We start from the raw sequence: 24,641 nt of genomic DNA, 5'->3' as shown, positions 1-24,641 counted from the left end.
GTACGGGCCCGACCGGCCGTGCTGCCGGTCGGGCCCGTACCGTCGTCCGGAGAAGGCGCCGCGCCTACTCGTCGGAGGCGCCGGAGGACGCGGCCTTCGCAGCAGCCGTCTTCTCCGCCGTCGTCTTCTTGGCGGCCGTCTTCTTCGTCGCCGTCTTCGTCGCCGTCGCCTTCGAGGCGGTCGTCTTGGCCGCCGCCGTCTTCTTGGCGGCCGTCTTCTTCGCCGTGGTCTTCTTGGCGGCGGTCTTCTTGGCCGGGGCCTTCTTGGCGGTCTTCTTCGCCGGGCCCTTGGCCCGCTTCTCGGCGAGCAGCTCGAAGCCCCGCTCCGGAGTGATCGTCTCCACGCTGTCGCCGCTGCGCAGCGTCGCGTTGGTCTCGCCGTCCGTCACGTACGGGCCGAAGCGGCCGTCCTTGACGACGACGGGACGCTCGCTCACCGGGTCGTTGCCCAGCTCCTTCAGCGGCGGCTTGGCCGCGGCCCGCCCGCGCTGCTTGGGCTGGGCGTAGATGGCGAGCGCCTCGTCCAGCGTGATCGTGAAGAGCTGCTCCTCGCTGCCCAGGGAGCGCGAGTCCGTGCCCTTCTTCAGGTACGGGCCGTAGCGGCCGTTCTGCGCGGTGATCTCGACGCCCTCGGCGTCCGTGCCGACGACGCGGGGCAGCGACATCAGCCGGAGCGCGTCCTCCAGCGTCACCGTGTCCACGGACATCGACTTGAAGAGGGAGGCCGTGCGCGGCTTCACCGCGTTCTTGCCGGTCTTCGGGGTGCCCTCGGGCAGGATCTCCGTGACGTACGGGCCGTAGCGGCCGTCCTTGGCGACGATCGTGTGACCGGTCGCCGGGTCGGTGCCCAGCTCGAAGTCGCCGCTCGGCCTGGCGAGCAGTTCCTCGGCGTACTCGGGGGACAGCTCGTCGGGCGCCAGGTCGTCGGGGACGTCGGCGCGCTGGTGACCCTCCTCGTCCTTCACCCCGCGCTCGATGTACGGGCCGTAGCGGCCGACGCGCAGCACGATGCCGTTGCCCACAGGGAACGAGGAGATCTCGCGGGCGTCGATGGCGCCCAGGTCGGTGACCAGCTCCTTCAGGCCGCCGAGGTGGTCGCCGTCGCCGTTGCCCGCGTCGGCGGCACCGCCCGTCCCGGACCCGGTGCCCTCACCGAAGTAGAAGCGCTTCAGCCACGGCACGGCCTGCGCCTCGCCGCGCGCGATGCGGTCGAGGTCGTCCTCCATCCTGGCGGTGAAGTCGTAGTCGACGAGTCGGCCGAAGTGCTTCTCCAGCAGGTTGACGACGGCGAAGGAGAGGAACGACGGGACGAGCGCCGTGCCCTTCTTGAAGACGTAGCCGCGCTCCAGGATCGTGCCGAGGATCGACGCGTACGTGGAGGGGCGGCCGATCTCCCGCTCCTCCAGCTCCTTGACCAGCGACGCCTCGGTGTAGCGGGCCGGCGGCTTGGTGGCGTGGCCGTCCGCCGTGATCTCCTCGGCGGTCAGCGCGTCGCCCTCCGCGACCTGCGGGAGGCGGCGCTCGCGGTCGTCGAGCTCGGCGTTCGGGTCGTCGGCGCCTTCGACGTACGCCTTCATGAAGCCGTGGAAGGTGATCGTCTTGCCGGAGGCGCTGAACTCGGCGTCGCGGCCGTCGGCGGACCGGCCGGCGATCCGGACGGTGACGGAGTTGCCGACCGCGTCCTTCATCTGCGAGGCGACGGTCCGCTTCCAGATGAGCTCGTACAGCCTGAACTGGTCGCCGGTCAGCCCGGTCTCGGCGGGCGTGCGGAAGCGGTCGCCGGAGGGGCGGATCGCCTCGTGCGCCTCCTGCGCGTTCTTGACCTTGCCGGCGTACGTGCGCGGTGCGGCAGGCAGGTAGTCGGCTCCGTACAGCTGGGTGACCTGCGCGCGGGCGGCGGCCACGGCCGTGTCGGAGAGCGTCGTGGAGTCCGTGCGCATGTAGGTGATGAAGCCGTTCTCGTACAGCTTCTGCGCGATCTGCATCGTCGCCTTCGCGCCGAAGCCGAGCTTGCGGCTCGCCTCCTGCTGGAGGGTCGTGGTGCGGAAGGGCGCGTACGGGGAGCGGCGGTACGGCTTCGACTCGACCGAGCGGACGCTGAACCGCGTCTCGGCGAGCGCGGCGGCCAGGGAGCGGGCGCTCGCCTCGTCGAGGTGGAGTACCTGGTCGCTCTTGAGGCGGCCGTCCGGGCCGAAGTCGCGGCCCTGGGCGACGCGGCGCCCGTCCACCGAGGCCAGGCGGGCCGTCAGCGTCGACGGGTCGGACGGGTCGCCGGCACGGCCGGTGCCGAAGGTGCCGGTGAGGTCCCAGTACTCGGCGGAGCGGAACGCGATGCGCTCGCGCTCACGCTCGACGACGAGCCGGGTCGCGACGGACTGCACGCGGCCGGCGGACAGCCGGGGCATGACCTTCTTCCACAGGACCGGCGACACCTCGTAGCCGTAAAGCCGGTCCAGGATGCGGCGGGTCTCCTGGGCGTCGACCATCCGCTTGTTCAGCTCGCGCGGGTTCGCCACGGCCTGCTGGATGGCGTCCTTGGTGATCTCGTGGAAGACCATCCGGTGGACGGGGACCTTGGGCTTGAGGACCTCCAGGAGGTGCCAGGCGATGGCCTCGCCCTCGCGGTCCTCATCGGTGGCCAGGAAGAGCTCGTCGGACTCGGCGAGCTGCTCCTTCAACTTCCTGACCTGGGCCTTCTTGTCGGCGTTGACGACGTAGATCGGCTGGAAGTCGTGCTCGACGTCCACGCCGAGGCGGCGCACCTCGCCGGTGTACTTCTCGGGCACCTCCGCGGCGCCGTTCGGGAGGTCGCGGATGTGCCCGACGCTCGCCTCGACGACGTAGCCGGGGCCGAGGTAGCCCTTGATCGTCTTCGCCTTGGCAGGGGACTCGACGATGACGAGTCGGCGGCCGCCCTGTGCGGTCTCGCGTGTCGGGGACAACTCTTCGCTCTTCTCTCCGGTCGGCGCTCGGTGCATGTGCGGCGCTGCGCGGCCCCGCGTGGGGCGCGCCTCGGGCACTGCGGGCACTGCGCCACGGCTGTGACGCTGCTGTCGCTGCGGAGTGTGACGGTACAACCCGCCCCCGTGTCAAACGGCCAAAGCCCGCAACGGCCACTCGAACGGTAACCCGACTTCTGGCATTCCTGCCGCCCGGAGTCCCTTCTCGGCGCGGAGGGCCCTGTTCCGGCCAGAGGGCCCGGGGGCGGTGCGCGGTGCCTCGCGAGGCGCTGCCGGGGCCGCCCGTTCCGGACCGGTTCCTACCTGGTTCTGGCTGCTCAGGGCGTACGTCCCCGGTCGCGGCGGTGTGTGCCGGGCGTCCGCCCGCGGGGGCGGGGCCGGGGGCGTACCAGGTTCAGATCCGGCTGAAGCACCACACGCCGAGCGCCAGGAACGCCACGCCCGCGCCGAGGGCGTAGGCGACGGCTGTGGCGGGGCTCACCCCGTGCGCCACCGGGGCGCGGTGCATCAGCCGGGCCGCCGTCCACACCAGCAGCCCCGCGCCGAAGACCGTGAACGCCGCTCCCGCGAAGATGGCCGGTCCGCTCTCCATGCCCGTAACCCCGTTCCGTCGTGCCGGTCCGCCGGGACTCCGCCGACCGCACCGGTCGGCCACCCGTGCGCGGGGCGAGCCGGACCGCGCGGGTCCGGGTCGCTCCGGGCGGTCCGGGTCCCGGTCCGGGCCGATGGCCCGGGTCCGGGTCCGTGCTGGTCGAGCCGGTCCGGGCCGGGCCGATGGCCTGGGGCCGGATCGACGGTGCGGAGTGTCCCAGGAGGGAGGCTGGCACCTCGGGGCGTCGAGCGCGCGAATTGCGGGTGAACGCCACGGGACCCGGCGCCGCCGTTCACCCACCCGGCGCCGAGCGGGAGGCCGCCTGGCCGACGCGGGCGGAGCACGGAGGCCGCCTGGCCGACGCAGGCCGAGCGGGAGGCCGCCTGGCCGGCCGGCGCCGCCCGCAGGGCAGGCCGCGCGCCCGCCCGGCGCCGCGCGCGGACGGGGAGCCGGCGCCTCACCGGCCTCGCCCGGCCCGCCCTCAGCCGCCGGCGCCGGGGCGGACCGGCTCCAGGAACCCCTCCTCCACCAGGAGGCGGATCGCCCGCGGGGTGCGGTCCCGCAGGACGACCGGGTCCTCACCCATCAGCTGGGCGATGGCGTCCAGGATGCGGCCGGCGCTGAGCGTCCCGTCGCAGACACCCGCGAACCCGGCACCCACCGTGTCGACCTTGGTCGCGCGCCGCATGCCCCGGCTCTGCCGGAGGATGACGTGCTCGGGGTCCTCCGCGCCCGGCAGCCCGACCTGTTCCTGCGTCACCTCGGGAGCGAGGGCGAAGTGGTCGGCCAGGAGCGCCGCGTCGTCCCGCTCCCGCAGGTAGTCCTGGCGGGCGAAGTGCGCCAGGACCGTCTCGCCGAGCGGCTGCTCCACCGGGTGCGGCCACTCCTCGATGACGAGGGACGGCTCGGCGGCACCGGTCTTGCGCAGCGTGATCCAGCCGAAGCCGACCGCTGTGGTCCGGCGCGCCTCGAACTCGTCGAGCCACGCCTCGTACCGCGCCCCGTACTCCTCCGGGTCCGCGCGGTGGTCCCCCGCGTCCCGGAGCCACAACTCCGCGTACTGCGTGACGTCCTGGACCTCGCGCTGGATGATCCACGCGTCGCAGCCGCGCGGCACCCAGGAGCGGACCCGGTCCTTCCAGTCCTCGCCCTCGACATGCTGCCAGTTGGCCAGGAACTGGGCGTGACCGCCGTCGTTGAGCCGCTCCCCGGCCTGCTGGACGAGGGTCCGGCACAGGTCGTCGCCGCCCATCCCGCCGTCCCGGTAGGTAAGGCGGGCACCCGGGGAGATGACGAACGGCGGGTTCGACACGATCAGGTCGTACGTCTCCGAGCCCACCGGCTCGAAGAGCGAGCCGGCCCGCAGCTCCGCCTCCGGCGCCCCGGAGAGCGCCAGCGTCAGGCGGGTGAACTCCAGCGCGCGCGGGTTCAGATCCGTCGCCGTCACACGCGTGGCGTGCCGGGTGGCGTGCAGGGCCTGGAGGCCGGAGCCGGTGCCCACGTCCAGCGCGGAGGCGACGGGCGTCCGTACGGTGAGCCCGGCGAGCGTGGTGGACGCGCCGCCGACGCCGAGGACGACCCCCTCGCCCCGCCCCCCGGCCCCGCCCGCGCCGCCCACGGCGCACCCGAGGTCGGACACGATGTACCAGTCCTCGCCGTCGGGGCCGCCGTACGGGCGGACGTCGACCGTCGCCCGGACGTCGTCACCGTCCCGTATCACCCAGCCGTCGGCGAGCGCTTCGTCCAGTGGCAGGGCCGCGCCCGCCCGCCCGTACGGCACCGGCCGCTGGAGGAGGAACAGCCGGACGAGCAGGTCCAGCACCCCGTCCCCGCGCGTGGCCCGCAGGGCGGGCACCGTCTCGCTGCGGGCGAGCGCGGCGTAGGCGGTCGCGCCGAGCAGGTCGAGGAGGCCGTCGGCGGTGAACCCCGCGGCCAGGAGGGCGGCGCGCAGGCGGTCGGCGTGGTCGGGCACGGGGAGGCGGGTGGCCAGGCTGGTCGTACTCACCCACTCATTGTGACCGGCGCCACGGACAATGACGAACGGCCCGGTCGCCCCTGTGGACAACCGGGCCGCACGGCGCGGGACACGGCGCGCGACGCGCCACGCGACGGCCGCGGACCGCCACGCTCCGCCGCGCGGAGCCGACGGTCTCCCCGTACGGCACGGCCGCCGGAACCCGCCTCCGGACACGCCGGAACCCGAGCCTCCGGGCACACCGAGCACCCGGGTTCCGTACACGCCGGGCTCCGCGGGACCTGGCCCGCCGGGCCCACGCGGCGTCGAGGGCGGTCCTACGCGGCGTCCGCCGAGCCCGACGGCTTCGCGGACGCGGCCGGCTTCGACGACGCCGCGCCGGAGGCCGCGGGGGACGGCGAGGCGGCCGGGGCACCGCCGGGCTTGGAGGCCGGGCCGCTGGTCGCGGTCGGCGCGGCGGACGGCCGGGCCTTCTGGCAGCCGGGCTGCTTGGCCATGGCCTGGCCGAGTTCGCCGGACTGGAGCTTGGCCAGCGCGTCCTGGTCCATCTTCTCGATGCGCTTCAGGCCGTCCGCGACGCCCTGCAGGCCGTCGGCGAACTTCTGCTGGTCCTTGGGGTCGAGGGCGTCGACCTGCTTTCGGAGGCCCTCGTAGGCGGTGGCGGTGGAGTTGAGCTCCTTGATCGCGTCCTGCTGGAGCTTCTCGCCGTTCTCGACGGGCGGGACGCCCGCGCCCGCGACGGCCTTGGCCAGCGCCTTGTCCGTGTCGGCGATGTCCTGGAACGCCTTCGAGTCCGCCGCCTGGACGTCGGCGGGCTTGCCGTCGGCGGCCGTCGAGATGATGGTCTGCTGGGCGTCGGCCCGCTTCTGGATCTGGGGCTTGGCCTGGTCGCAGAAGGTCTTCGCCCAGGCCTCCACCTTCTTGCCGTCGTCTTCGGCCTCGTCCCCGCTGCAGCCCGACAGAGCGAGTACCAGCACCGCACCGCCGGACAGCGCGGCTGCAAGCTTCTTGTTCACCGGATTGGTCCCTTCCAAGGCTCCTCGGCCCCGGAACATACACGCCAAGTGGGCGACATCCGCGTGTCGTGCACCCCTTTCGCACCCTTTTGCACCATTTGAACCAAGGGAGAGAAGGCTCACCGCGACACCGCCCACCCCGCTACGGGACGGGGGCGGCCTCGTCCGGGGACCCGGTGACGCGCCCGGGCGTGTCGTCGCCGTCCCCGGCGACGGTACGGCGCTTGGAGGCGTACACCGCGCCGACGATGACGGCGATCGCGACGGCCGCCACCGCCGCCCGCACCCCGGCACTGGCGTCCTCGCCGTGGCCGAACCGGACGACGGCGGGCGCGATCAGCAACGCGACCAGGTTCATCACCTTGAGCAGCGGGTTGATCGCCGGGCCCGCGGTGTCCTTGAACGGATCGCCGACCGTGTCGCCGATGACCGTCGCCGCGTGGGCCTCGCCGCCCTTCCCGCCGTACTGGCCGTCCTCGACCAGCTTCTTGGCGTTGTCCCAGGCACCGCCCGAGTTCGCCAGGAAGACGGCCATCAGCAGACCCGTGCCGATCGCGCCCGCGAGGTACGCGCCGAGCGCGCCCACGCCGAGGGCGAAGCCGACCGCGATGGGCGCCATCACGGCCAGAAGGCCGGGAGTCGCCAGTTCGCGCAGGGCGTCCCTGGTGCAGATGTCGACGACCCGGCCGTACTCGGGCTTCTCGCTGGAGTCCATGATTCCGGGGTGCTCGCGGAACTGGCGGCGCACCTCGTACACCACCGAGCCCGCCGAGCGGGAGACGGCGTTGATCGCCAGTCCGGAGAAGAGGAAGACGACCGCGGCGCCGAGGACGAGGCCGACGAGGTTGTTGGGCTGGGAGATGTCCATGCTGAGGGTCGTCTCGGTGGCGCGGGCGCCGACGTCGGCGACGGCGGTCGCGATGGCCTCCCGGTACGACCCGAACAGCGCGGCGGCGGCGAGGACCGCGGTCGCGATGGCGATGCCCTTGGTGATCGCCTTGGTGGTGTTGCCGACCGCGTCCAGATCGGTGAGGACCTGCGCACCGGCGCCCCGCACGTCGCCCGACATCTCGGCGATGCCCTGGGCGTTGTCGGAGACGGGACCGAAGGTGTCCATCGCGACGATGACCCCGACGGTGGTGAGCAGCCCGGTCCCGGCGAGCGCCACCGCGAACAGCGCCACCATGATCGACGCGCCGCCGAGCAGGAACGCGCCGTACACGGCCAGCCCGATCAGCAGTGCGGCGTAGACGGCCGACTCCAGGCCCAGGGAGATCCCGGCGAGGACGACGGTGGCGGGGCCGGTCAGCGACGACTTCCCCACGTCCTTCACCGGGCGGCGGCCGGGCTCGGTGAAGTAGCCGGTGAGCTGCTGGATGAGCGCGGCGAGGACGATGCCGAGGGCGACGGCGACGAGCGCCAGGACGCGCGGATCGCCGTCGTGCGCCCGCACGGCCGGATCGGTGACGCCCGCCAGCTCCGCGAACGAGGACGGCAGGAGGACGTACGCGGCGACGGCCACGAGGACGAGGGAGACCACCGCCGAGAGGAAGAAGCCCCGGTTGATCGCGGACATGCCGCTGCGGTCGGCGCGCCGCGGCGCGACCGCGAAGATGCCGGCCATGGCGGTGAGGACGCCGATCGCCGGGACGATCAGCGGGAAGACGAGGCCGATGTCCCCGAAGACGGCCGTGCCGAGGATCAGCGCGGCGACCAGCGTGACCGCGTACGACTCGAAGAGGTCGGCGGCCATGCCTGCGCAGTCGCCCACGTTGTCCCCGACGTTGTCGGCGATGGTCGCAGCGTTGCGCGGGTCGTCCTCGGGGATGCCCTGCTCGACCTTGCCCACCAGGTCGGCGCCGACGTCGGCGGCCTTGGTGAAGATGCCGCCGCCGACACGCATGAACATGGCGATCAGGGCGGCGCCGAGGCCGAAGCCCTCCAGCACCTTGGGCGCGTCGGCCGCGTAGACGAGGACCACGCAGCAGACGCCGAGCAGGCCGAGACCGACCGTGAACATGCCGACCACACCGCCCGTGCGGAAGGCGATCCGCATGGCCCGGTGCGAGACCGCCGCCCGGTCCCTCTCCGGCTCGCCCGGTGCCGGCGTCGCCTCACGCGCCGCCGCCGCGACCCGTACGTTGCTCCGCACGGCGAGGCGCATGCCGACGTATCCGGTGACGGCCGAGAAGAGCGCGCCCACGAGGAAGAACAGCGAGCGCCCGGCGCGCTGCGGCCAGTCGTCCGCGGGCAGCACCATGAGCAGGAAGAAGACGGCCACGGCGAAGACCGCGACGGTCCTCAGCTGCCGCGCGAGGTAGGCGTTCGCGCCCTCCTGGATGGCGGCCGCGATGCGCTTCATGGACGCCGTGCCCTCACCGGCGGCCAGCACCTGGCGGACGAGCAGCCGCGCGACGACCAGCGCGAGCAGCGCCACCAGGGCGATCACGGCGACGACGATCCGGTTGCCTTCGGTGAGGACCGCGGCGGCGAGGGCGACCGGGTCGTGGGACCGCTGTGGGTCGGGAAGCCCCGCCATTGGTCCTCCTTGACGTCGGCTCACGACCGGGGCGGCCTGCGGCACGCGGTACCCGGCTGGAGACGGGGGGTACGGAAGACCAGGATCAACCGGGACATGGCGGTCGGCAAATGATCCGTGGACGATCCGCTTCCCGTGATCCACCCGGACGGAGGAAGGCGAGGAGGGGCCAGAAAGCGGCCGGGCGGGGCGGGGGCCGGGCGGGGGCCGGGCGGGGCGGCGGCCGACGCGGCACACGCGGCGCGGAACGGAGTGGTCCGGTCCGGGCCCGGCGCGGAGGAGGGTGAAGGCCCCGGCCCGGCGGGGCCGGAAGTGGACTCGCGTGCGGGGGCGTGTGCGGGTCGAGGGGCCTCAGAGGATCTCGGCGGAACCCGCGCGGGGCCAACTCATCCGAATGAGGCCACCGCGCTCGCCCGCGGACACCTCGACATCGTCGACGAGCCCGCTGATCACCGCGAGGCCCATCTGGTCCTCGCCCTCGGCGTCGTCGAACTCGCGCGCCGGGGCGCCCTCGCGGGAGCCCGGCACGCCGGCCGCGTCGGCCGCGGCGACGCCCGCGCCGGGCACCTCGTCGCCGACCTGGATGGAGAACGCCTTCTCCTCCTCGGTCAGCAGCACGGTGACGGGTGCGGTGACGCCGTTGCTGCGGTGCAGCCCCACGGCGCGGGAGCACGCCTCACCGACGGCGAGCCTGACCTCGTCCAGCACGGTTTCGTCCACCCCTGCCCGGCGGGCGACGGCGGCCGCCACCAGGCGGGCGGTCCTGACGTGCTCGGGCTGGGCGCTGAAGCGGAGTTCAACGGTGGCCATGCGGTCCCCCTCGGGCGTACGAGCGTGCTTCTCAGAGGTCCGGGCCGGCTGCCCGCCACCCCTGCCGTTCCACCGGACGTCCGGGGGTGCCCGGTACGTCCGCACCGCCGGGGGCACGGCCTCCGGCGGCGGTATGCACCTGCGGCGCGTCCTGAGCCTGTACGGCACCGGGGCCGCATGGGGTCCATGTGCCCCACGTGCGGGCCTTCACGCCCCGCCCGGGAGGCACACGCCCCGGTTCCGGCCATTGCCACGCGCCCGGCCGTCCACCGCGCCTCCGCCGACCGCGCCCGCACGGCACGAGGCCCGACCGGCGTGGCAGGCGGACCGGACGCGGGGACGCGGCACGGGACGCCCGACGCGGGCTCCGGCGCGGCGCCGTGACCGGCACCGCAGCGGCACCGCGCCCTGGCGCCGGGCCCTGGCGGGAGCCCGGCGCGGGCTCACGGCGACCCGCGGGCCGCCGCGTTCTCGGGGTGCCGGCATCGCACGTCGCCGATCCACCGCCGCGTCGCACCTGGCCTGCCGGTAGCGGAGCGCACCGCGCCGGATGCCCACCGACGCGGCCCCGGACCTGCCCGGCGCACGACGGCGCACGGCGCAGCCGCACGGCTCGCGGTACCAGCCGCACGGCTCGCGGTGGGCAGCCCGCGGGATACCCGCGCCGAGCTGCCCGCCGGCCACCGGACGGGTCCGGCGCCACCGGGGACGCCCGGACCACGCAGGGCGCGGTCACCGGCCGGCACCCGTCGGCTCGTGCCGGTACGGCCGGACGCACCACGACGCGGCATCCGGCCGGCACAGGGCGGGCCGGACGTCGCCGCCCGGTCAGTCGGTGGCGGCGACGGCCTCGTCGACCGTGGTGTGGATCGGGAACACCTTGGTCAGGCCCGTGATCCGGAAGATCTTCAGGATGTGCTCCTGGTTGCAGACCAGCCGCAGCGAGCCCTCGTGGGCGCGCACGCGCTTCAGTCCGCCGACCAGGACGCCGAGACCGGTCGAGTCCAGGAAGTCCACACCCTCCATGTCGACGACCAGGTGATAGCTGCCGTCGTTCACCAACTCGACCAACTGCTCGCGCAGCTTGGGCGCGGTATACACATCAATCTCGCCACCGACCTCGACGACCGTACGGTCGCCACCAGGGCCGGACACATTGCGAGTCGACAGGGACAGGTCCACGGATCCTCCAGCACCTTGCTATCGAGCGGTCGCCCCCGGGTCTCCCCGACGGAGCCAGGGAACGGATCGCCAGCCGCGATGGCATTCAATCACTTACCAGCAGCCATGCACGACGCCTTGGGAGCATTGTCCGTCACGCCGGTGACACACTCGGTGTCGATGGCCAGGAATCACCGCCCCAGTCGACCCCCCGAGAACGGGGGCGCCCGCCCCTCCCCCGGCACGGTCCTCGACCGGCTCACCGCAGGGGCGAACCGGGCTGCGCGCATCACTCATACGGAGCACCTGCCCCCGAGGCCGGGTCGGCATGCCCTCTGGCCGGACCGCATCCGTCCCGAAGTGCTCCGCGCGATCCGGCAGGCCGGAATCGACCACCCGTGGGCCCACCAGGCGGCCGCGGCCGAGCACGCCCTGGACGGCGAGTCGGTGGTGATCGCCACAGGCACGGCGTCCGGCAAGTCCCTCGCCTACCTGGCCCCCGTCCTGTCGACGCTCCTGGACGGCTCCGAGGCGGCGAACGGCCGGGGCGCCACCGCCCTGTACCTCTCCCCCACCAAGGCGCTCGCCGCCGACCAGAGGCGCGCCGTACGCGCCCTGTCCGCCCCGCTCGGCACCCGGATCCGCCCGGCGGTGTACGACGGCGACACGCCGTTCGAGGAGCGGGAGTGGGTCCGCCAGTACGCGAACTACGTGCTGACCAACCCGGACATGCTCCACCGGGGCATGCTCCCGTCCCACCCGCGCTGGTCCTCCTTCCTGCGCGCCCTGCGCTACGTCGTGATCGACGAGTGCCACACGTACCGGGGGGTGTTCGGCTCCCACGTGGCGCAGGTGCTGCGCCGTCTGCGCCGCCTGTGCGCGCGGTACGGTTCCGCGCCCGTGTTCCTGCTCGCCTCGGCGACCGCCGCCGAACCGGCCGCCGCCGCGAGCCGCCTCACCGGCCTGCCCGTCCGGGAGGTGGCCGACGACGCGTCGCCGCGCGGCGAGCTCGTCTTCGCCCTGTGGGAGCCGCCGCTCACCGAACTGGAGGGCGAGAACGGCGCGCCCGTCCGACGCAGCGCCACCGCGGAGACGGCCGACCTCCTGACCGACCTGACCGTGCAGGGGGTCCGCTCGGTCGCCTTCGTCCGCTCCCGGCGGGGCGCCGAGCTGATCTCGGTCATCGCCCAGGAGCGGCTCGCCGAGGTGGACCGCTCCCTCGCCCGGCGGGTGGCCGCCTACCGGGGCGGCTACCTGCCCGAGGAGCGCCGCGCCCTGGAGCGGGCGCTGCACTCCGGCGAGCTGCTCGGGCTGGCGGCGACCACCGCTCTGGAGCTGGGCATCGACGTGTCGGGCCTGGACGCCGTGCTCATCGCCGGATACCCGGGCACCCGCGCCTCCCTGTGGCAGCAGGCCGGCCGCGCCGGACGGTCCGGCGAGGGCGCCCTCGCCGTGCTGGTCGCCCGCGACGACCCGCTGGACACGTATCTGGTCCACCACCCGGAGGCGCTGTTCCGCCGTCCGGTGGAGTCCACCGTGCTGGACCCCGACAACCCCTACGTCCTCGCCCCGCATCTGTGCGCCGCCGCGGCCGAGTCGCCGCTCACCGACGGCGACCTGGAGCTGTTCGGGCCGTCCGCGGCGGACCTGCTGCCGCAGCTGGAGGCCGCGGGGCTGCTGCGGCGCCGGGCGTCCGGCTGGTACTGGACGCGGCGGGAGCGCGCCGCCGATCTCACCGACATCCGGGGCGGGGGCGGCAGCCCCGTCCAGATCGTCGAGGAGGGCACGGGGCGGCTCCTCGGCACCGTGGACGAGGCGGCCGCCCACACCACGGTCCACGAGGGCGCCGTCCACCTGCACCAGGGCCGCACGTACCTGGTGCGGCGCCTGGACCTGAAGGAGTCGGTCGCCCTCGTCGAGGAGGCGAGCCCCCCGTACTCGACCACCGCCCGCGACACCACCTCCATCTCCGTCCTGGAGACGGACACCGAGGTCCCGTGGGGGGACGGCCGTCTCTGCTACGGCTCCGTCGAGGTCACCAACCAGGTCGTCTCCTTCCTGCGCCGCCGGCTGATGACCGGTGAGGTGCTGGGCGAGACCAAGCTCGACCTCCCGCCGCGCACCCTGCGCACGCGGGCGGTGTGGTGGACGGTCACGGAGGACCAGCTGGACGCCGCGCGAATCAACCCCGAGCAGCTGGGCGGCGCCCTGCACGCCGCCGAACACGCCTCGATCGGCCTGCTGCCGCTGTTCGCCACATGCGACCGCTGGGACATCGGCGGTGTGTCCGTGCCCCTCCACCCCGACACGCTGTTGCCGACGGTATTCGTCTACGACGGCCATCCGGGCGGCGCGGGGTTCGCCGAGCGCGCCTTCCACACCGCCCGTGCCTGGCTCGGTGCCACCCGCGAGGCCATCGCGTCCTGCGAGTGCGAGGCGGGCTGCCCCTCGTGCATCCAGTCGCCCAAGTGCGGCAACGGCAACGATCCGCTGCACAAGCGTGCCGCCGTACGCCTCCTCACCGAGCTCCTGCGGGGCGCCCCGCGGGAGGATCCGGCCGCACCCGGCGGCGACCGGCCGCCACCCCCGTAGGAACGGCCGCCGCGCGTCGCCCCGGCCCCGTGTCCGCCGCTTCGTGTGCTGCCCGCCGCATCCCGGCCGAAAGGCCCCTGCCTGCGGAGGTACGGCCACCCAGCCCGTCTCGGCCCGGCGGCACGTCCCGACCGGGCCGCTGCCGGCACAGCCACCCCGTCCGACCACCACGTCAAGGCCACACCTCCGGAAGCCGGCCAGCCATCCCGTCTCCGGACGGCCACCGGCGTCCCGAGCGTGCCTCCGACGACGGGACCGCCTCGATCGCCTGGGCGTGCCGGGCGGGCTCACCCGGCCCGGCAGCCCCGGGGACGCCGCCCCGTGGACCGGCTCGACCGGCTCAACCGGCTCCGGGATGTCGCCCGGTCCCGGCCAGGCCTCCGGGGGGCCCGCGCGGGACCTGACCGCCGGCGCGTACGGGCCGAACCGGACCCTTGCCGTCACCTCCGCGATCTCACCCCGCAGACCGCAGCTCGTCAGCTCGGCCCGCTGTGCCCTGGCGACGCGGCCGGCTGCCGCACAGGCCGCCTCGGCGCCCGAGAGCGCGCGGTCTGCCGCTGCGAGGGCGGCCAGATCGGCGGCTCCGCCGGCCCGGTGCCGGGCCGCGACGGCCTGGCCCAGAGCGAGTACGGCGGCGAACACGACGCACAGCACCCCCGTGGCCATGACCGCCCAGACCGTCGCGGCTCCGCGGTCCCGGCCCCGGACCGCGGGCCACGCGACCGGCCTCGGCGCCGCGCCGCGACCTGACCCGTGGGCCCCCGCGGGCGCCCGGCGATCCCCGCCCGGCCTCGGGCCCGCTCGCCGTCCGGCGTTGCCGACCCCCGGAGCCCCGCCACCGCCGTGCCGATCGCGGGCCCTCCCGCTCCCCTCGCCGCCATCCGGCCCACCCGCCTTCACGGGCTTGGCGCCGCCGTCTCGGCCAGGGTGTCCTCCGCCAGGGCGGCCGCCTCCGCCCGGAGAGTCAGCGTCCAGGACACGGGCCCCGGTGCGGGCGCCTCGACGCGTACCCGCCACAGGTCGCCCGTGCGCTCCACCGCCACCCGCGCTCCCGCCGGTGCCGCCTCCCGGGCCGCCTCCACCGCCGCCGACTCCGGCTCCGACCGCGCTACAGCCCTGGCCCCGGCGCGGGCGGCGTCCACGCACTGGATCTGCGCGGCCGCCGCGACGAGCCCCCACAGCAGAGCCACGGTGAAGACCACCAGCGCGGGCACGGCCAGGGCCGCCTCCGCCGTCACCGACCCCCGGTCCCCGCCGCGACGCGAGAGGAGGAGCCGCCTCAGAACGGCGCATCGAGGGCCCTCTCGATCGTCGACCGCAGCCCCGACGACACGGCGTCGCTCGTCACGACCTTGTACAGCACGGCCGCGAAGGCGCAAGCGGCGATCGTGCCCATCGCGTACTCCGCCGTGTTCATTCCCGCGTCCCGGCGGAGCCCCCTCCGGACCCCCACCCAGTGACGCCTCGTCCACGTCATCATGCGATGCCACACGGCAACCTCCCTTTCCCTGTACCTCTCGTCCGTTGTCACAGCAGCCGGCCGGCGAGTCCGATGACGACCGGCGCGACACCCACCGCCAGGAAGGCCGGCAGGAAGCACAGCCCCACCGGGGCCGTGATGAGCACCTGCGCACGCTGGGCCCGGGTGGCTGCCGCTCTCGCACGATCCGCGCGCAACGCGGCGGCCAGCCGGGACACCGGTATCGCCGCCGGTGCCCCCGAGACGGCGGCGCGCTCCAGGCAGCGGGCCAGCCGCCGCGCGCCCGGGACGTCGCCGAACCGGGCCCACGCCTCGCCCGGCTCGCCGCCCAGCGCCAGCTCCGCCGCCGTCCGTCTGAGCCGCTCACCCACCGGGCCGCCCACCGATCGGCCCACGGCCTCCGCCGCCTCCCGGGGGCCTGCCCCGGCCGACAGGCAGGCCGCGAGCAGTTCCGCCGCCAGCGGCAGCCGAGCCGCCTCCGCGTCCTCGGCGGCCACGGGACGGGGCCGGTCCTGCCACCTCCGTACGCCGTACGCGCCGACGACCCCGACGGCGCACCCGGCCAACCCGCCGACCAGCGCCCACCCGGCGGCGAAGGCCCCCACCGGACCGGCCCACCGGCGTGCCACCGACGTCGCCCGCCGCGCCCACCGGGGGCGCAGGGGTCGCAGGGGACGCGGGCGCTCGGCGGCGAGGAGGTCCAGGATCCGCGCCCGGCTGCGCCGCCCCCGCCTCAAGCGGCTCATCGCCCACCCCGTCCACAGCGTGGCGGCGAGCATCGCGAGCACTGTCCACAGGCGGTGGACGACCTCCGATGCCTCCCCGGTCACGGCTCTGCCCCCGCCCGGACGATCCGCCCGGCCCACCACAGTCCCGCCGCCTCCAGGGCTCCCCCGACGACCAGGCAGGCGAGGCCGGCCGGGGTGTGCAGGAGGACCCTCAGCGGGCCGGCCCCGAGGGCGGCCCCCATCGCGAGGCCGGCGACGGGCAACAGCGCCAGGAGGACGACGGTCGCCCACGCTCCCGACAACTGGGCGCGGAGCCGTTCCCTCTCCTCCCTCCGCTCGCGCAGCGCCGCCTCCAGCCGGTCCAGCCCGGCGGCCAGGCCCGCACCGCCGTCCACGGCGACCTGCCAGCACGCTCCGAGCCCGGCCAGCCCCTCGGCGCCTTCCACGGCCGCCGCGCCGCGCAGAGCCTCCGGCACGTCGCCGCCGAAGCGGGCGGCCGCCACCACGGCGGGCTCGTCGTCGCCGAGGGCGCCGGTCGCGCGGGCGGCGAAGCACAGCGCCTGCGCCGGCTGGCTTCCCGCGCGCAGCTCGGCGGCGATGGTGGCGCACAGGTCGATCACCGCGTCGGCGCGCCGGTCGCGTTCCCCGGCGCGGGCCCGTGCCCGCAGCCGCCTGCCGACGAGTGGGATGCCGGCGGCACCCGCCAGCAGCGGCAGCGGGGAGTCACCCAGCAGGGCCAGTCCGGCCCCTGCGGCCAGGCACAGCCACTCAGGGCGGAACCGCGATACCGGCCGCGCCAGCCACCGCCGGAGCGGCGAAGCCGACCGCGCCACCCACCGCCGGTGCGGCGCCGCACCGGCGTTCAGCCCGGCGCTTGCCGCGAACAGCAGCCGCCGGCGCCGTGCGCCCGGTCCGCCCGCCACGCAGAGCCACACGGCCGCACCCGCGCAGAGCGCAGCGGTGTACGCCGACGGGACCGTCACCACGGCGGACCCCCGATCAACGCGTACAGCCGCTGCCGGCCCCGCTCCTCCACGAATCCCGCCGGTGACCACGTCAGCGCCGGCACGGTCGTCACGAGTCCGTCGGGCCCCCTCTCCAGTACGTGGATCTGCGCGACCCGCCTGCTGCCGTCCGGCGCGCGCACCAGGTGCACCACGGCCGACAGACCGGCGGCCAGCTGGCTGTGCAGCGCGGCGCGGTCGAGCCCAGCCGTCGCCCCGAGTGCTTCGAGGCGGGCGGGCACGTCGGCCGCGGTGTTGGCGTGGACGGTCCCGCAACCGCCCTCGTGCCCGGTGTTGAGGGCGGCGAGCAGGTCGGCGACCTCCGCGCCGCGCACTTCCCCGACGACGAGGCGATCCGGCCGCATCCGCAGTGCCTGGCGCACCAGGTCCCGCAGGGTCACCCGGCCGGCGCCCTCCTGGTTCGGCGGGCGGGCCTCCAGCCGCACCACGTGGGGGTGCTCGGGGCGCAGTTCGGCGGAGTCCTCGGCGAGGACGATCCGCTCACGGTGTCCCACGAGCCCGAGGAGTGTGGCCAGCAGGGTCGTCTTGCCCGTGCCCGTGCCGCCACTGACCAGGTACGACACACGGTTGTCGACGAGGGCCCGCAGGACGCGTCCGCCGCCCGGCGGCACGGTGCCGGCCCGCCGGAGCTCGGTGAGGGTGAAGGCGCGTGGGCGCACCACCCGCAGCGACAGGCACGTCGAGCCGACGGCGACCGGGGGCAGCACGGCGTGCATCCGGGTGCCGTCCGGCAACCGGGCGTCGACCCAGGGCCGGGCGTCGTCCAGCCGCCGGCCGGCCACGGCCGCGAGACGCTGCGCGAGGCGGCGGACGGCATCGGCGTCGGGGAACGACACGCCGGACGGCTCCAGCCCCTGGCCCCGGTCCACCCACACCCGGTCCGGTGCGGACACGAGCACGTCGGTGACCGACGGGTCGGCGAGCAGCGGTTCCAACGGGCCCGTGCCCACCAGTTCGCAGCGCAGTTCCTCCGCCGTCCCGAGGACCTGCGTGTCGCCCAGCAGCCGCTCCTGCGCCCGCAGGGCGGCGGCGACACCGGCCGGTGTCGGTTCGGTGCCGCTCTCGGCGAGCTGCTGCCGCACGGCTTCCAGCAGTCCGATCCTCATGGCGTGACCCCCGGAACGAGCACCCGCTCCCAGAAGGCGGAGCAGAACCGCCCCAGGGGCCCGGACGGGCTGGCGCCTGGCGGAGCGCCGCTGTCCAGGGACACCGGCAGCCGCGGATCCTCCGGCACCTCGCCGGCGAGCTGGAGCCCGAGAACCCGCGCGACCCAGGACTCGTCCATCCCCGTGGCGTACGGGCCGCGCACGACCACGCGGAGGTCGTCGAGGACCATGCCCGCCGTGGACGCCACCTTCCTGGCCGCGGCGACCGCCCTCAGCTCCGCCGGCACGATCAGCAGTCCCATGTCGACCTGGGCCAGCGCCTCGACGGTGGCGTCGTCCATGCGGCGGGGCAGGTCCACCACGACGACACCACCGCGCCGGCGGGCCGCCGCGAGCACCGACCGCATGGCCTCCGGCGGGAGAGCGGCCGCGTCACCCCGGCCCCAGCTCAGGAGGCGCAGCCCGCGCGGAGCGGGCAGCGACTCCTCGAGAGCGGCTGCGGCGACCCGTCCCTTGGACGCGGCGAGGTCAGGCCACCGCAACCCCTCTTCCCGCTCGGCTCCGAGGAGCACGTCGAGCCCGCCGCCGAGCGGGTCGCCGTCGACCAGCATCGTGCGGTGCCCGCCGCGCGCCGCGCTCACCGCCAGCGCGCAGGCCAGGGTGGAGGCTCCGGCACCGCCCCGGCCCCCCAGAACCCCCACGGTGAGGGCCTGCCGCCCCGAGCCCTCGACCACGTCGGCGATCCGGTCGACGAGCCAGCTCTCCGCGTCGGGCAGCCGCAGGACGCAGTCGGCGCCGATCTCGACCGCGTGCCGCCACACCCCGGCATCGTCCTGGTCGCGTCCGACGAGCACCACGCCCGACCTGCGCGTCAGCCCCCGGCAACGCGCGACGGCGTCATCGCCGACGATGACGAGCGGCGCCGCGTCCCACTCGGCTCCGCGGTCGGGCGGGGCCGCGTGCACCACGGGCCGGCAGCCCGCGGCGGCGCACAGTCTGAGCAGGTCGTCGAGGAGCTCGAGGTCCTCGGTCACGATCAGCGGTACCGGCCGCGGGCTCTCCACGGCCGGCGTGCCGGAGTCGTCGCTGGGTCCTTCCATGGTCTTGGCCCCCTTCTTCCGCTTCGCGGCGGCACCGGTCTGGGCGCCGTGTCCGCGCTTCCCTCGCGTGTCGCGCACAGGTGCCATCCACAAGGCGCGTGCGGCTTTCGGTGCACGGGCACCGGGCCGCGTTCGCATCGGCGCGACCGGAGATCCTCGGATTCCGCTCACGGGTCCGCGTGGGAATCACCGTGCCGGGGTTCCGGAAATCATGCGGATCTTGCTCGAAAACTGTGGACAAGCCCCGGCTTGTGAATAACTCGATCACCCGAACCGGCGACTTCCGCAGCGCAGCACTTCGACTACTCTGAGTGAGGAAAGGCGCAGCGCTCAGGCGGCGCCGACGACACGACAGGAGGAGTCGCGATGAGGGGAAGAAGGCGGGCGCGAGAGGCGCAAACCCATCCGGACATGCGACGACCCCCGCCGGGGGGGAGAGCGGGGGTCGTCTATCCGGCCGACTCGGGGGGGGGAGGAGCCGGTCCGGGTTAGCACGGTCGCGAACGATCCGTGACTTCCATGGTGTACCCGAGAGCCCTCTCAGGCAAACCCACACGCGCCAGCGTACGCCGAATGGCGGGCACCTATGCTCTGGCTCGTGGAAAACCACTCCTCGCCCCGAACGGCGGCCTTCTTCGACCTGGACAAGACGGTCATTGCGAAGTCCTCGACGCTGACCTTCGGCAAGTCCTTCTACCAAGGCGGCCTGATCAACCGCCGCGACGCACTGCGCACCGCGTACACCCAGTTCGTCTTCCTCGTGGGCGGCGCCGACCACGACCAGATGGAACGGATGCGCGCGTACCTCTCCAGGCTCTGCAAGGGCTGGAACGTCCAGCAGGTCAAGGAGCTGGTCGCCGAGACGCTGCACGAGCTGATCGACCCGATCATCTACGACGAGGCGGCCTCACTCATCGAGGAACACCACGCCGCCGGACGGGACGTGGTGATCGTCTCGACGTCCGGCGCCGAGGTCGTGGAGCCGATCGGCGAAATGCTGGGAGCGGACCGCGTGGTCGCCACCCGCATGGTCGTGGGCGAGGACGGCTGCTTCACCGGGGAGATCGGGTACTACGCGTACGGCCCCACCAAGGCGGAGGCGGTCCGAGAGCTCGCCGCCTCCGAGGGGTACGACCTGTCGCGCTGCTTCGCGTACAGCGACTCGGCGACCGACCTGCCGATGCTGGAGGCCGTCGGCCACCCGTACGCGGTCAACCCCGACCGGGCGCTGCGCCGGGAGGCCGTGGCACGGGAGTGGCCGATCCTGGTCTTCGACCGGCCCGTCCGGCTGAAGCAGCGGGTGCCGTCGTTCCGGATGCCGCCGCGTCCGGCGCTGATGGCGGCTGCCGCGATCGGGGCCGCGGCGGCGACGGCGGGGCTCGTCTGGTACGCGAGCCGGCGCCGCCAGCCGGCCCTGGCCAGACCGACACTGGGCGGATCGGCACTGGGCGGATCGACCTCTACCAAGCCGGCACCGGCCGCCTGAGACGTCGAGAGGCGTCGGCAGAGTCGGCGCACCACCCCGAGATGTCCGTATTTGAAGGCAAAAGTAAAGACCTACAGGGAGGACTTCCGCTTCACGGGCTGTAGTAGTACAAAGGAGGTACGGCCCGCGAGACCAAGGCAATCCGCGAGGATCACCTGTTGAGCAAGACGGCCCCACGGACCGCACCGCACGGAAGCCGAGCACCCACGCGACGTCGACCCGTCGATTACGGGCCAGCCGCACCAGGCAGGGCAACGTCCCCCGCCTGATGGGCACATATCGAGGACGCTTGGTAACTCGGCGGACGTGCCAGCGGCGGTACCGGTTCCGGTACCGCCGCAACCCTCTCCGCAGCTCTCTCCGACAGCCCCTTCCAGGCGCTCGACCTTGCGTATGCCGCGAGCCCGGTTCGGGCTCGCCGCCGGAGTGGGGCGGGCAAATGTCAGGCGGCGCCGCGCTGGAGTGCCTCGCAGACGGCCGTGGACTCCCGTACTCCCAGCTCCACCGCACGACCGCAATGCGCGATCCACTGGGCCATGCCCTGCGGGGTCCCGGACAGGTAGCCGTCGAAGGCGGCGGCGTAGGCGGCGCGGCCCAGCTCGGCATGGCCGACCTCGGCCGGGCAGATGGCCTTGGGGTCGAGTCCGCTGCCGATCAGCACCAGGCGTTCCACGGACCGCGCGACCAGGCCGCTGTGCGTGGTGAAGGGCCGCAGCGCCAGCAGTTCGCCGTGCACCACGGCCGCGGTGACCAGGGCGGGGGCGGACGTGCCGGCGACGACCAGTTCGGCGAGGCCGTCCAGCCGGGCGGCGACCTCGGCGGCGCTGGGCAGGGGCGCCTCGATCAACGGTTCGTCGACCGCCTCGCCGGCCTTGCGCGGGCGCCCCACCGAGTCCGCGGCGTCACCGGCGGCCACCAGGTGGAGCCTGGCCAGCACCCGGAGCGGGGACTGACGCCAGATGGAGAGCAGCTGGCCGACCTCGACGCCGAGCCGGAGCGCCGCGCCGACGGTGCGCGCCTCGGGGTCCCCGCCGAAGTCGGTCCGCCTCCGGACCTCCTCCAGCGCCCAGTCGGCACCGGACAGCGCGGCCGAGGCTCGGGCGCCGCGCAGGGCGGCCTCCGAGGAGATCTCGTTGCTGCGGCGGCGCATCACACGGTGCCCGTAGACCCGGTCCACGGCCTTGCGCACGGAGTCCACGGCGTCGGGAACACCCGGCAGGGCGGCGAGGGCGGCCAGCGGGTCGGCGGCATGCGTACTCATAAGTAGCGAGGCTACGCGCACGGGCGGCGCCGACCCAGCCCGAGTGGTGTTCCTCATAAGGGCGGACCGCAGGGATGGACAACCCACCGAGATCGACCCACTACTGTAGGTGACCATGAAGATCGCTTTCGTCGGGAAGGGCGGCAGCGGCAAGACGACGCTGTCCTCGCTCTTCATTCGCCACCTGGCGAGCACCGAGGCCCCCGTGGTCGCGGTGGACGCCGACATCAACCAGCACCTTGGCACAGCGCTCGGGATCGGCGAGGGCGAGGCCGCGGCGCTGCCCTCCATGGGCGCGCACCTGCCGCTGATCAAGAAGTACCTGCGCGGCAGGAATCCGCGGATCGGCTCCACCGACACGATGATCAAGACGACGCCCCCCGGTGAGGGCTCGCGACTGCTCCGCGTCCGGGAGGACAACCCGGTGTACGAGGCGTGCGCCCGTCCGCTGCGGCTGGACGGCGGCGTGATCCGGATCATGGCGACGGGGGTGTTCACCGAAGCGGATCTGGGTGTGGCCTGCTACCACTCGAAGGTCGGCGCGGTGGAGCTGTACCTCAACCACCTGGTCGACGGCCCTGACGAGTACGTGGTCGTCGACATGACCGCCGGTTCGGACTCGTTCGCCTCGGGGCTGTTCACCAGGTTCGACATGACGTTCCTCGTGGCGGAGCCGACGCGGAAGGGCGTGTCGGTCTACCGCCAGTACACCCGGTACGCACAGGACTTCGGCGTCACCGTCAAGGTCGTCGGCAACAAGGTGCAGAGCCGGGACGACCTGGAGTTCCTGCGCGACGCGGCTGGGGAGGACCTGGTGGCGACGGTGGGCCAGTCGGAGTGGGTGCGAGCGCTGGAGCGGGGGCGCCCCGGCCCGTTCGGGGCCCTCGAGCCGGAGAACCGGGAAGCCCTGCGCGTCCTGCGGGACGCCGTGGACGCGACGTACGCGCGGCGCGACTGGGAGCGGTACACACGCCAGATGGTGCACTTCCACCTGAAGAACGCCGAGAGCTGGGGCAACGCGAAGACGGGTGCCGATCTGGCGGCGCAGGTCGACCCCGGCTTCGTCCTGGGGGAGTCGCGCGGCCGGCTGTCCGTCTGACACTCCGGGAGACCGGCGGCCTGGGCACCCGCGGAGCCTCGGCATCCCACTGCCCTCCCGGCCCCGGAGCCGGCCGGCCGGCGCACACCCGCAGCCTGGCGCCGGGGCCGGCCGCCCCGGGCCGCCTCCACCGAAGGGCGGCACACCGGGAACGAGGCGCGACGCAGGCGCCAGGCCGCAGGCACCGGGCCGGAGGCCGCAGGCACCGGGCCGGAGGCGGCAGGCAGCGTGGGGCAGACGGCCGGCTCAGACGGCAGGCGAGGGGGCGGCGGGGGCTAGCCGTTCTCGCGGGTCCCGGACGGAAGGGTGGCGCGGGCTGCCACCTGGTCCGACGGCGTCGTGCCGGGCGTCGAGGACGCCTTCGCGGACGCGGACGCGAGGAAGCGGTTCCAGCCCTCGGCCGGCGCCTGACCGACCTTCAGCGTGCGCAGCCTGGCGAGTACGTCGGGGTCCTGGACGTCGAGCCAGTCCGCGAGCTGACGGAACGACACACAGCGGACCTCGGGCTTCACACAGGCGTGAGCAATCGTTTCCTCAATGGCGCGCATGTACGTGCCGCCGTTCCAGGACTCGAAGTGGTTGCCGATGATCACGGGAGCCCGGTTGCCCTGGTAGGAGCGGTTGAACGCCTGGATGAGGCCGTCCCGCATCTGGTCGCCCCAGAACTTGTGCATGGCGGGGTCGCCCTTGGTGGTGGTGCCGGACTGGTTGACCATGAAGTTGTAATCCATGGCCAGCGTCTCGAAGGCCCGGCCGGGGACGGGTACGAGGTGCATGGACAGGTCCCACAGGGACCCCTTCTTCTTGGGCCAGACCTGGTTGCCGACGCCGCTGGTGTCGTAGCGGAAGCCGAGTTCGCTCGCGGCCTTCACGAAGTTCTCGCGGCCTTCGAGACAGGGGGTCCGGGCCCCGATCAGCTCCTTGTCGTAGTCGAAGGGGAGCGGCGCCTCCTTCACCAGACCGGAGTTGGTCTTCCAGTTCTTCACGAACGACTTGGCCTGGGCGATCTCGCTCTTCCAGTCCTCGACCGACCAGGTGCCCACACCGCCCTGCGGGCCGCAGAAGTGGCCGTTGAAGTGCGTGCCGACCTCGTTGCCCTCCAGCCACGCGCCGCGCAGCTCCCGCACGGTGTCGCGGATGCCCTCGGTGTCGTTGAAGCCGATGTCGGAACGGCCGGGGGCGTGGCCGGGCGGGTTGTAGAGGGCGGCCTTCTCCTCCGGCAGCAGGTAGACGCCGCTGAGGAAGTACGTCATCGTCGCGTTGTACTTCTTGCCGACGCCGCGGAAGTGGGAGAACAGCTTCTGGCTGTCCTCGCCGGCGCCGTCCCACGAGAAGACGACGAACTGCGGCGGCCGCTGGCCGGGGGCCAGGCGGGTGGGCTTGGCGAGGCCCGGCTGGGCGCCGGTGTACGCGGTGGAGCCGTCGCCGATCAACCGGACGGGGCTCTTGGGCGGGGCGGCGCCCTTCTCCGGGCCTCGGGCGCCGCTCTGTGGAGACTCGTCGGAGCCGCCGCATCCCGCGAGCCCGGTGATCAGCGCCACCGCGACGGCGCCGACAGTGATCCTCTTCCTGACAGCCCTCATCGGCCGACCTTCCGTTTCGCCAGGTTCGTGTGCGAGCGCCGCCAACGTCGCACCCGAACCCGCGTACAGACGGTATGACAAGCCGTATAGAAGGATTAATCACCATCCCGGGTGAATCCCGGCGGATTC

Annotated in this window: 18 protein-coding genes and 1 pseudogene; 3 read left to right on the top strand and 16 right to left on the bottom strand. The window is 74.1% G+C overall.

Going from position 1 to position 24,641, the window contains the following annotated elements:
* Window positions 1-64 precede the first annotated feature (64 nt).
* The 7 genes from topA to CP974_RS16420 form a co-directional block, all read right to left on the bottom strand.
* Entirely contained in the window at window positions 65-2,941 is a 2,877-nt protein-coding gene (topA, locus tag CP974_RS16455) for a type I DNA topoisomerase (RefSeq protein WP_031128143.1), read from the bottom strand.
* A gap of 412 nt (window positions 2,942-3,353) precedes the next feature.
* Window positions 3,354-3,551, bottom strand: a complete 198-nt coding sequence (locus CP974_RS16445; protein WP_031128144.1) for a hypothetical protein — start codon at window positions 3,549-3,551, stop codon at window positions 3,354-3,356.
* Between the two features lie 481 nt (window positions 3,552-4,032).
* Window positions 4,033-5,556 (bottom strand): DUF7059 domain-containing protein, encoded by a 1,524-nt coding sequence (locus tag CP974_RS16440; protein ID WP_031128145.1) that lies wholly within the window; start codon window positions 5,554-5,556, stop codon window positions 4,033-4,035.
* A 287-nt stretch (window positions 5,557-5,843) separates the two neighbouring features.
* Window positions 5,844-6,542, bottom strand: a complete 699-nt coding sequence (locus CP974_RS16435) for a hypothetical protein (protein ID WP_031128147.1) — start codon at window positions 6,540-6,542, stop codon at window positions 5,844-5,846.
* Window positions 6,543-6,684: 142 nt separating this feature from the next.
* The gene (locus tag CP974_RS16430) at window positions 6,685-9,081 is read right to left on the bottom strand and encodes a sodium-translocating pyrophosphatase (RefSeq protein ID WP_031128148.1); all 2,397 of its coding nucleotides are present in this window, start codon (window positions 9,079-9,081) and stop codon (window positions 6,685-6,687) included.
* A gap of 351 nt (window positions 9,082-9,432) precedes the next feature.
* Window positions 9,433-9,891, bottom strand: a complete 459-nt coding sequence (locus CP974_RS16425; RefSeq protein ID WP_031128149.1) for an ATP-binding protein — start codon at window positions 9,889-9,891, stop codon at window positions 9,433-9,435.
* Window positions 9,892-10,719: 828 nt separating this feature from the next.
* Window positions 10,720-11,073, bottom strand: coding sequence for an STAS domain-containing protein (locus CP974_RS16420; RefSeq protein WP_150485820.1), 354 nt, complete (start codon window positions 11,071-11,073; stop codon window positions 10,720-10,722).
* Between the two features lie 78 nt (window positions 11,074-11,151).
* Between CP974_RS16420 and sftH the strand changes: the two genes are divergently transcribed.
* On the top strand, window positions 11,152-13,644 hold the full coding sequence (gene sftH, locus CP974_RS16415) for a DEAD/DEAH box helicase (protein ID WP_031128150.1): 2,493 nt from the start codon (window positions 11,152-11,154) through the stop codon (window positions 13,642-13,644).
* Window positions 13,645-14,040: 396 nt separating this feature from the next.
* Here sftH and CP974_RS31000 read toward each other — a convergent pair.
* The 7 genes and pseudogenes from CP974_RS31000 to ssd all read right to left on the bottom strand — a co-directional run.
* Window positions 14,041-14,544, bottom strand: a pseudogene (locus CP974_RS31000) (Rv3654c family TadE-like protein); the annotation flags it as partial.
* A complete protein-coding gene (locus tag CP974_RS16405) occupies window positions 14,541-14,882 on the bottom strand; it encodes a TadE family type IV pilus minor pilin (RefSeq protein ID WP_031128151.1) in 342 nt (113 codons plus the stop codon). The pseudogene CP974_RS31000 and the gene CP974_RS16405, both read right to left, overlap by 4 nt.
* Window positions 14,883-14,923: 41 nt before the next feature.
* Complete coding sequence (locus CP974_RS16400) at window positions 14,924-15,061, bottom strand: DUF4244 domain-containing protein (RefSeq protein WP_231717367.1); 138 nt, start codon at window positions 15,059-15,061, stop codon at window positions 14,924-14,926.
* 110 nt (window positions 15,062-15,171) lie between these two features.
* Window positions 15,172-15,954, bottom strand: coding sequence for a type II secretion system F family protein (locus tag CP974_RS16395; protein ID WP_031128153.1), 783 nt, complete (start codon window positions 15,952-15,954; stop codon window positions 15,172-15,174).
* Entirely contained in the window at window positions 15,951-16,835 is an 885-nt protein-coding gene (locus tag CP974_RS16390) for a type II secretion system F family protein (RefSeq protein WP_031128155.1), read from the bottom strand. The genes CP974_RS16395 and CP974_RS16390 overlap by 4 nt, the downstream gene beginning before the upstream one ends.
* Window positions 16,832-17,983, bottom strand: a complete 1,152-nt coding sequence (locus tag CP974_RS16385) for a TadA family conjugal transfer-associated ATPase (RefSeq protein WP_031128156.1) — start codon at window positions 17,981-17,983, stop codon at window positions 16,832-16,834. Before CP974_RS16385 ends, CP974_RS16390 begins: the two co-directional genes overlap by 4 nt.
* Window positions 17,980-19,083 carry a septum site-determining protein Ssd gene (gene ssd, locus CP974_RS16380; protein WP_031128157.1) on the bottom strand — a complete coding sequence of 368 codons (1,104 nt, stop codon included), beginning with the start codon at window positions 19,081-19,083 and terminating at the stop codon, window positions 17,980-17,982. Before ssd ends, CP974_RS16385 begins: the two co-directional genes overlap by 4 nt.
* A gap of 586 nt (window positions 19,084-19,669) precedes the next feature.
* On the opposite strand from ssd, the gene CP974_RS16375 reads away from it, so the two are divergent.
* Window positions 19,670-20,569, top strand: a complete 900-nt coding sequence (locus CP974_RS16375; RefSeq protein WP_051838844.1) for an HAD family hydrolase — start codon at window positions 19,670-19,672, stop codon at window positions 20,567-20,569.
* A gap of 442 nt (window positions 20,570-21,011) precedes the next feature.
* Here the strand turns inward: CP974_RS16375 and CP974_RS16370 are convergent, their stop codons facing one another.
* On the bottom strand, window positions 21,012-21,830 hold the full coding sequence (locus CP974_RS16370; RefSeq protein ID WP_031128159.1) for a Fic family protein: 819 nt from the start codon (window positions 21,828-21,830) through the stop codon (window positions 21,012-21,014).
* A gap of 115 nt (window positions 21,831-21,945) precedes the next feature.
* On the opposite strand from CP974_RS16370, the gene CP974_RS16365 reads away from it, so the two are divergent.
* A complete protein-coding gene (locus tag CP974_RS16365) occupies window positions 21,946-22,929 on the top strand; it encodes an ATP-binding protein (RefSeq protein WP_031128160.1) in 984 nt (327 codons plus the stop codon).
* A 275-nt stretch (window positions 22,930-23,204) separates the two neighbouring features.
* On the opposite strand, the gene CP974_RS16360 is transcribed toward CP974_RS16365, so the two are convergent.
* Window positions 23,205-24,512: a polysaccharide deacetylase family protein gene (locus CP974_RS16360; protein ID WP_031128161.1), complete on the bottom strand. Its 1,308-nt coding sequence runs from the start codon at window positions 24,510-24,512 to the stop codon at window positions 23,205-23,207.
* Window positions 24,513-24,641 lie beyond the last annotated feature (129 nt).

The sequence above is a fragment of the Streptomyces fradiae ATCC 10745 = DSM 40063 genome, from assembly GCF_008704425.1.
GTDB lineage: Bacteria > Actinomycetota > Actinomycetes > Streptomycetales > Streptomycetaceae > Streptomyces > Streptomyces fradiae.
The sequence above is the reverse complement of the archived record's forward strand: the minus strand, read 5'-3'. Positions and strand labels throughout refer to the sequence as shown.

What these genes read in the sequence shown, in the direction of transcription:
- CP974_RS16445 (WP_031128144.1), bottom strand. Translation starts at nt 3,551, where the DNA reads ATGGAGAGCGGACCGGCCATCTTCGCGGGAGCGGCGTTCACGGTCTTC.
- CP974_RS16430 (WP_031128148.1), bottom strand. Translation starts at nt 9,081, where the DNA reads ATGGCGGGGCTTCCCGACCCACAGCGGTCCCACGACCCGGTCGCCCTC.
- CP974_RS16425 (WP_031128149.1), bottom strand. Translation starts at nt 9,891, where the DNA reads ATGGCCACCGTTGAACTCCGCTTCAGCGCCCAGCCCGAGCACGTCAGG.
- sftH (WP_031128150.1), top strand. Translation starts at nt 11,152, where the DNA reads ATGGCATTCAATCACTTACCAGCAGCCATGCACGACGCCTTGGGAGCA.
- CP974_RS16400 (WP_231717367.1), bottom strand. Translation starts at nt 15,061, where the DNA reads ATGAACACGGCGGAGTACGCGATGGGCACGATCGCCGCTTGCGCCTTC.
- CP974_RS16385 (WP_031128156.1), bottom strand. Translation starts at nt 17,983, where the DNA reads ATGAGGATCGGACTGCTGGAAGCCGTGCGGCAGCAGCTCGCCGAGAGC.
- ssd (WP_031128157.1), bottom strand. Translation starts at nt 19,083, where the DNA reads ATGGAAGGACCCAGCGACGACTCCGGCACGCCGGCCGTGGAGAGCCCG.
- CP974_RS16375 (WP_051838844.1), top strand. Translation starts at nt 19,670, where the DNA reads ATGCTCTGGCTCGTGGAAAACCACTCCTCGCCCCGAACGGCGGCCTTC.
- CP974_RS16370 (WP_031128159.1), bottom strand. Translation starts at nt 21,830, where the DNA reads ATGAGTACGCATGCCGCCGACCCGCTGGCCGCCCTCGCCGCCCTGCCG.
- CP974_RS16365 (WP_031128160.1), top strand. Translation starts at nt 21,946, where the DNA reads ATGAAGATCGCTTTCGTCGGGAAGGGCGGCAGCGGCAAGACGACGCTG.
- CP974_RS16360 (WP_031128161.1), bottom strand. Translation starts at nt 24,512, where the DNA reads ATGAGGGCTGTCAGGAAGAGGATCACTGTCGGCGCCGTCGCGGTGGCG.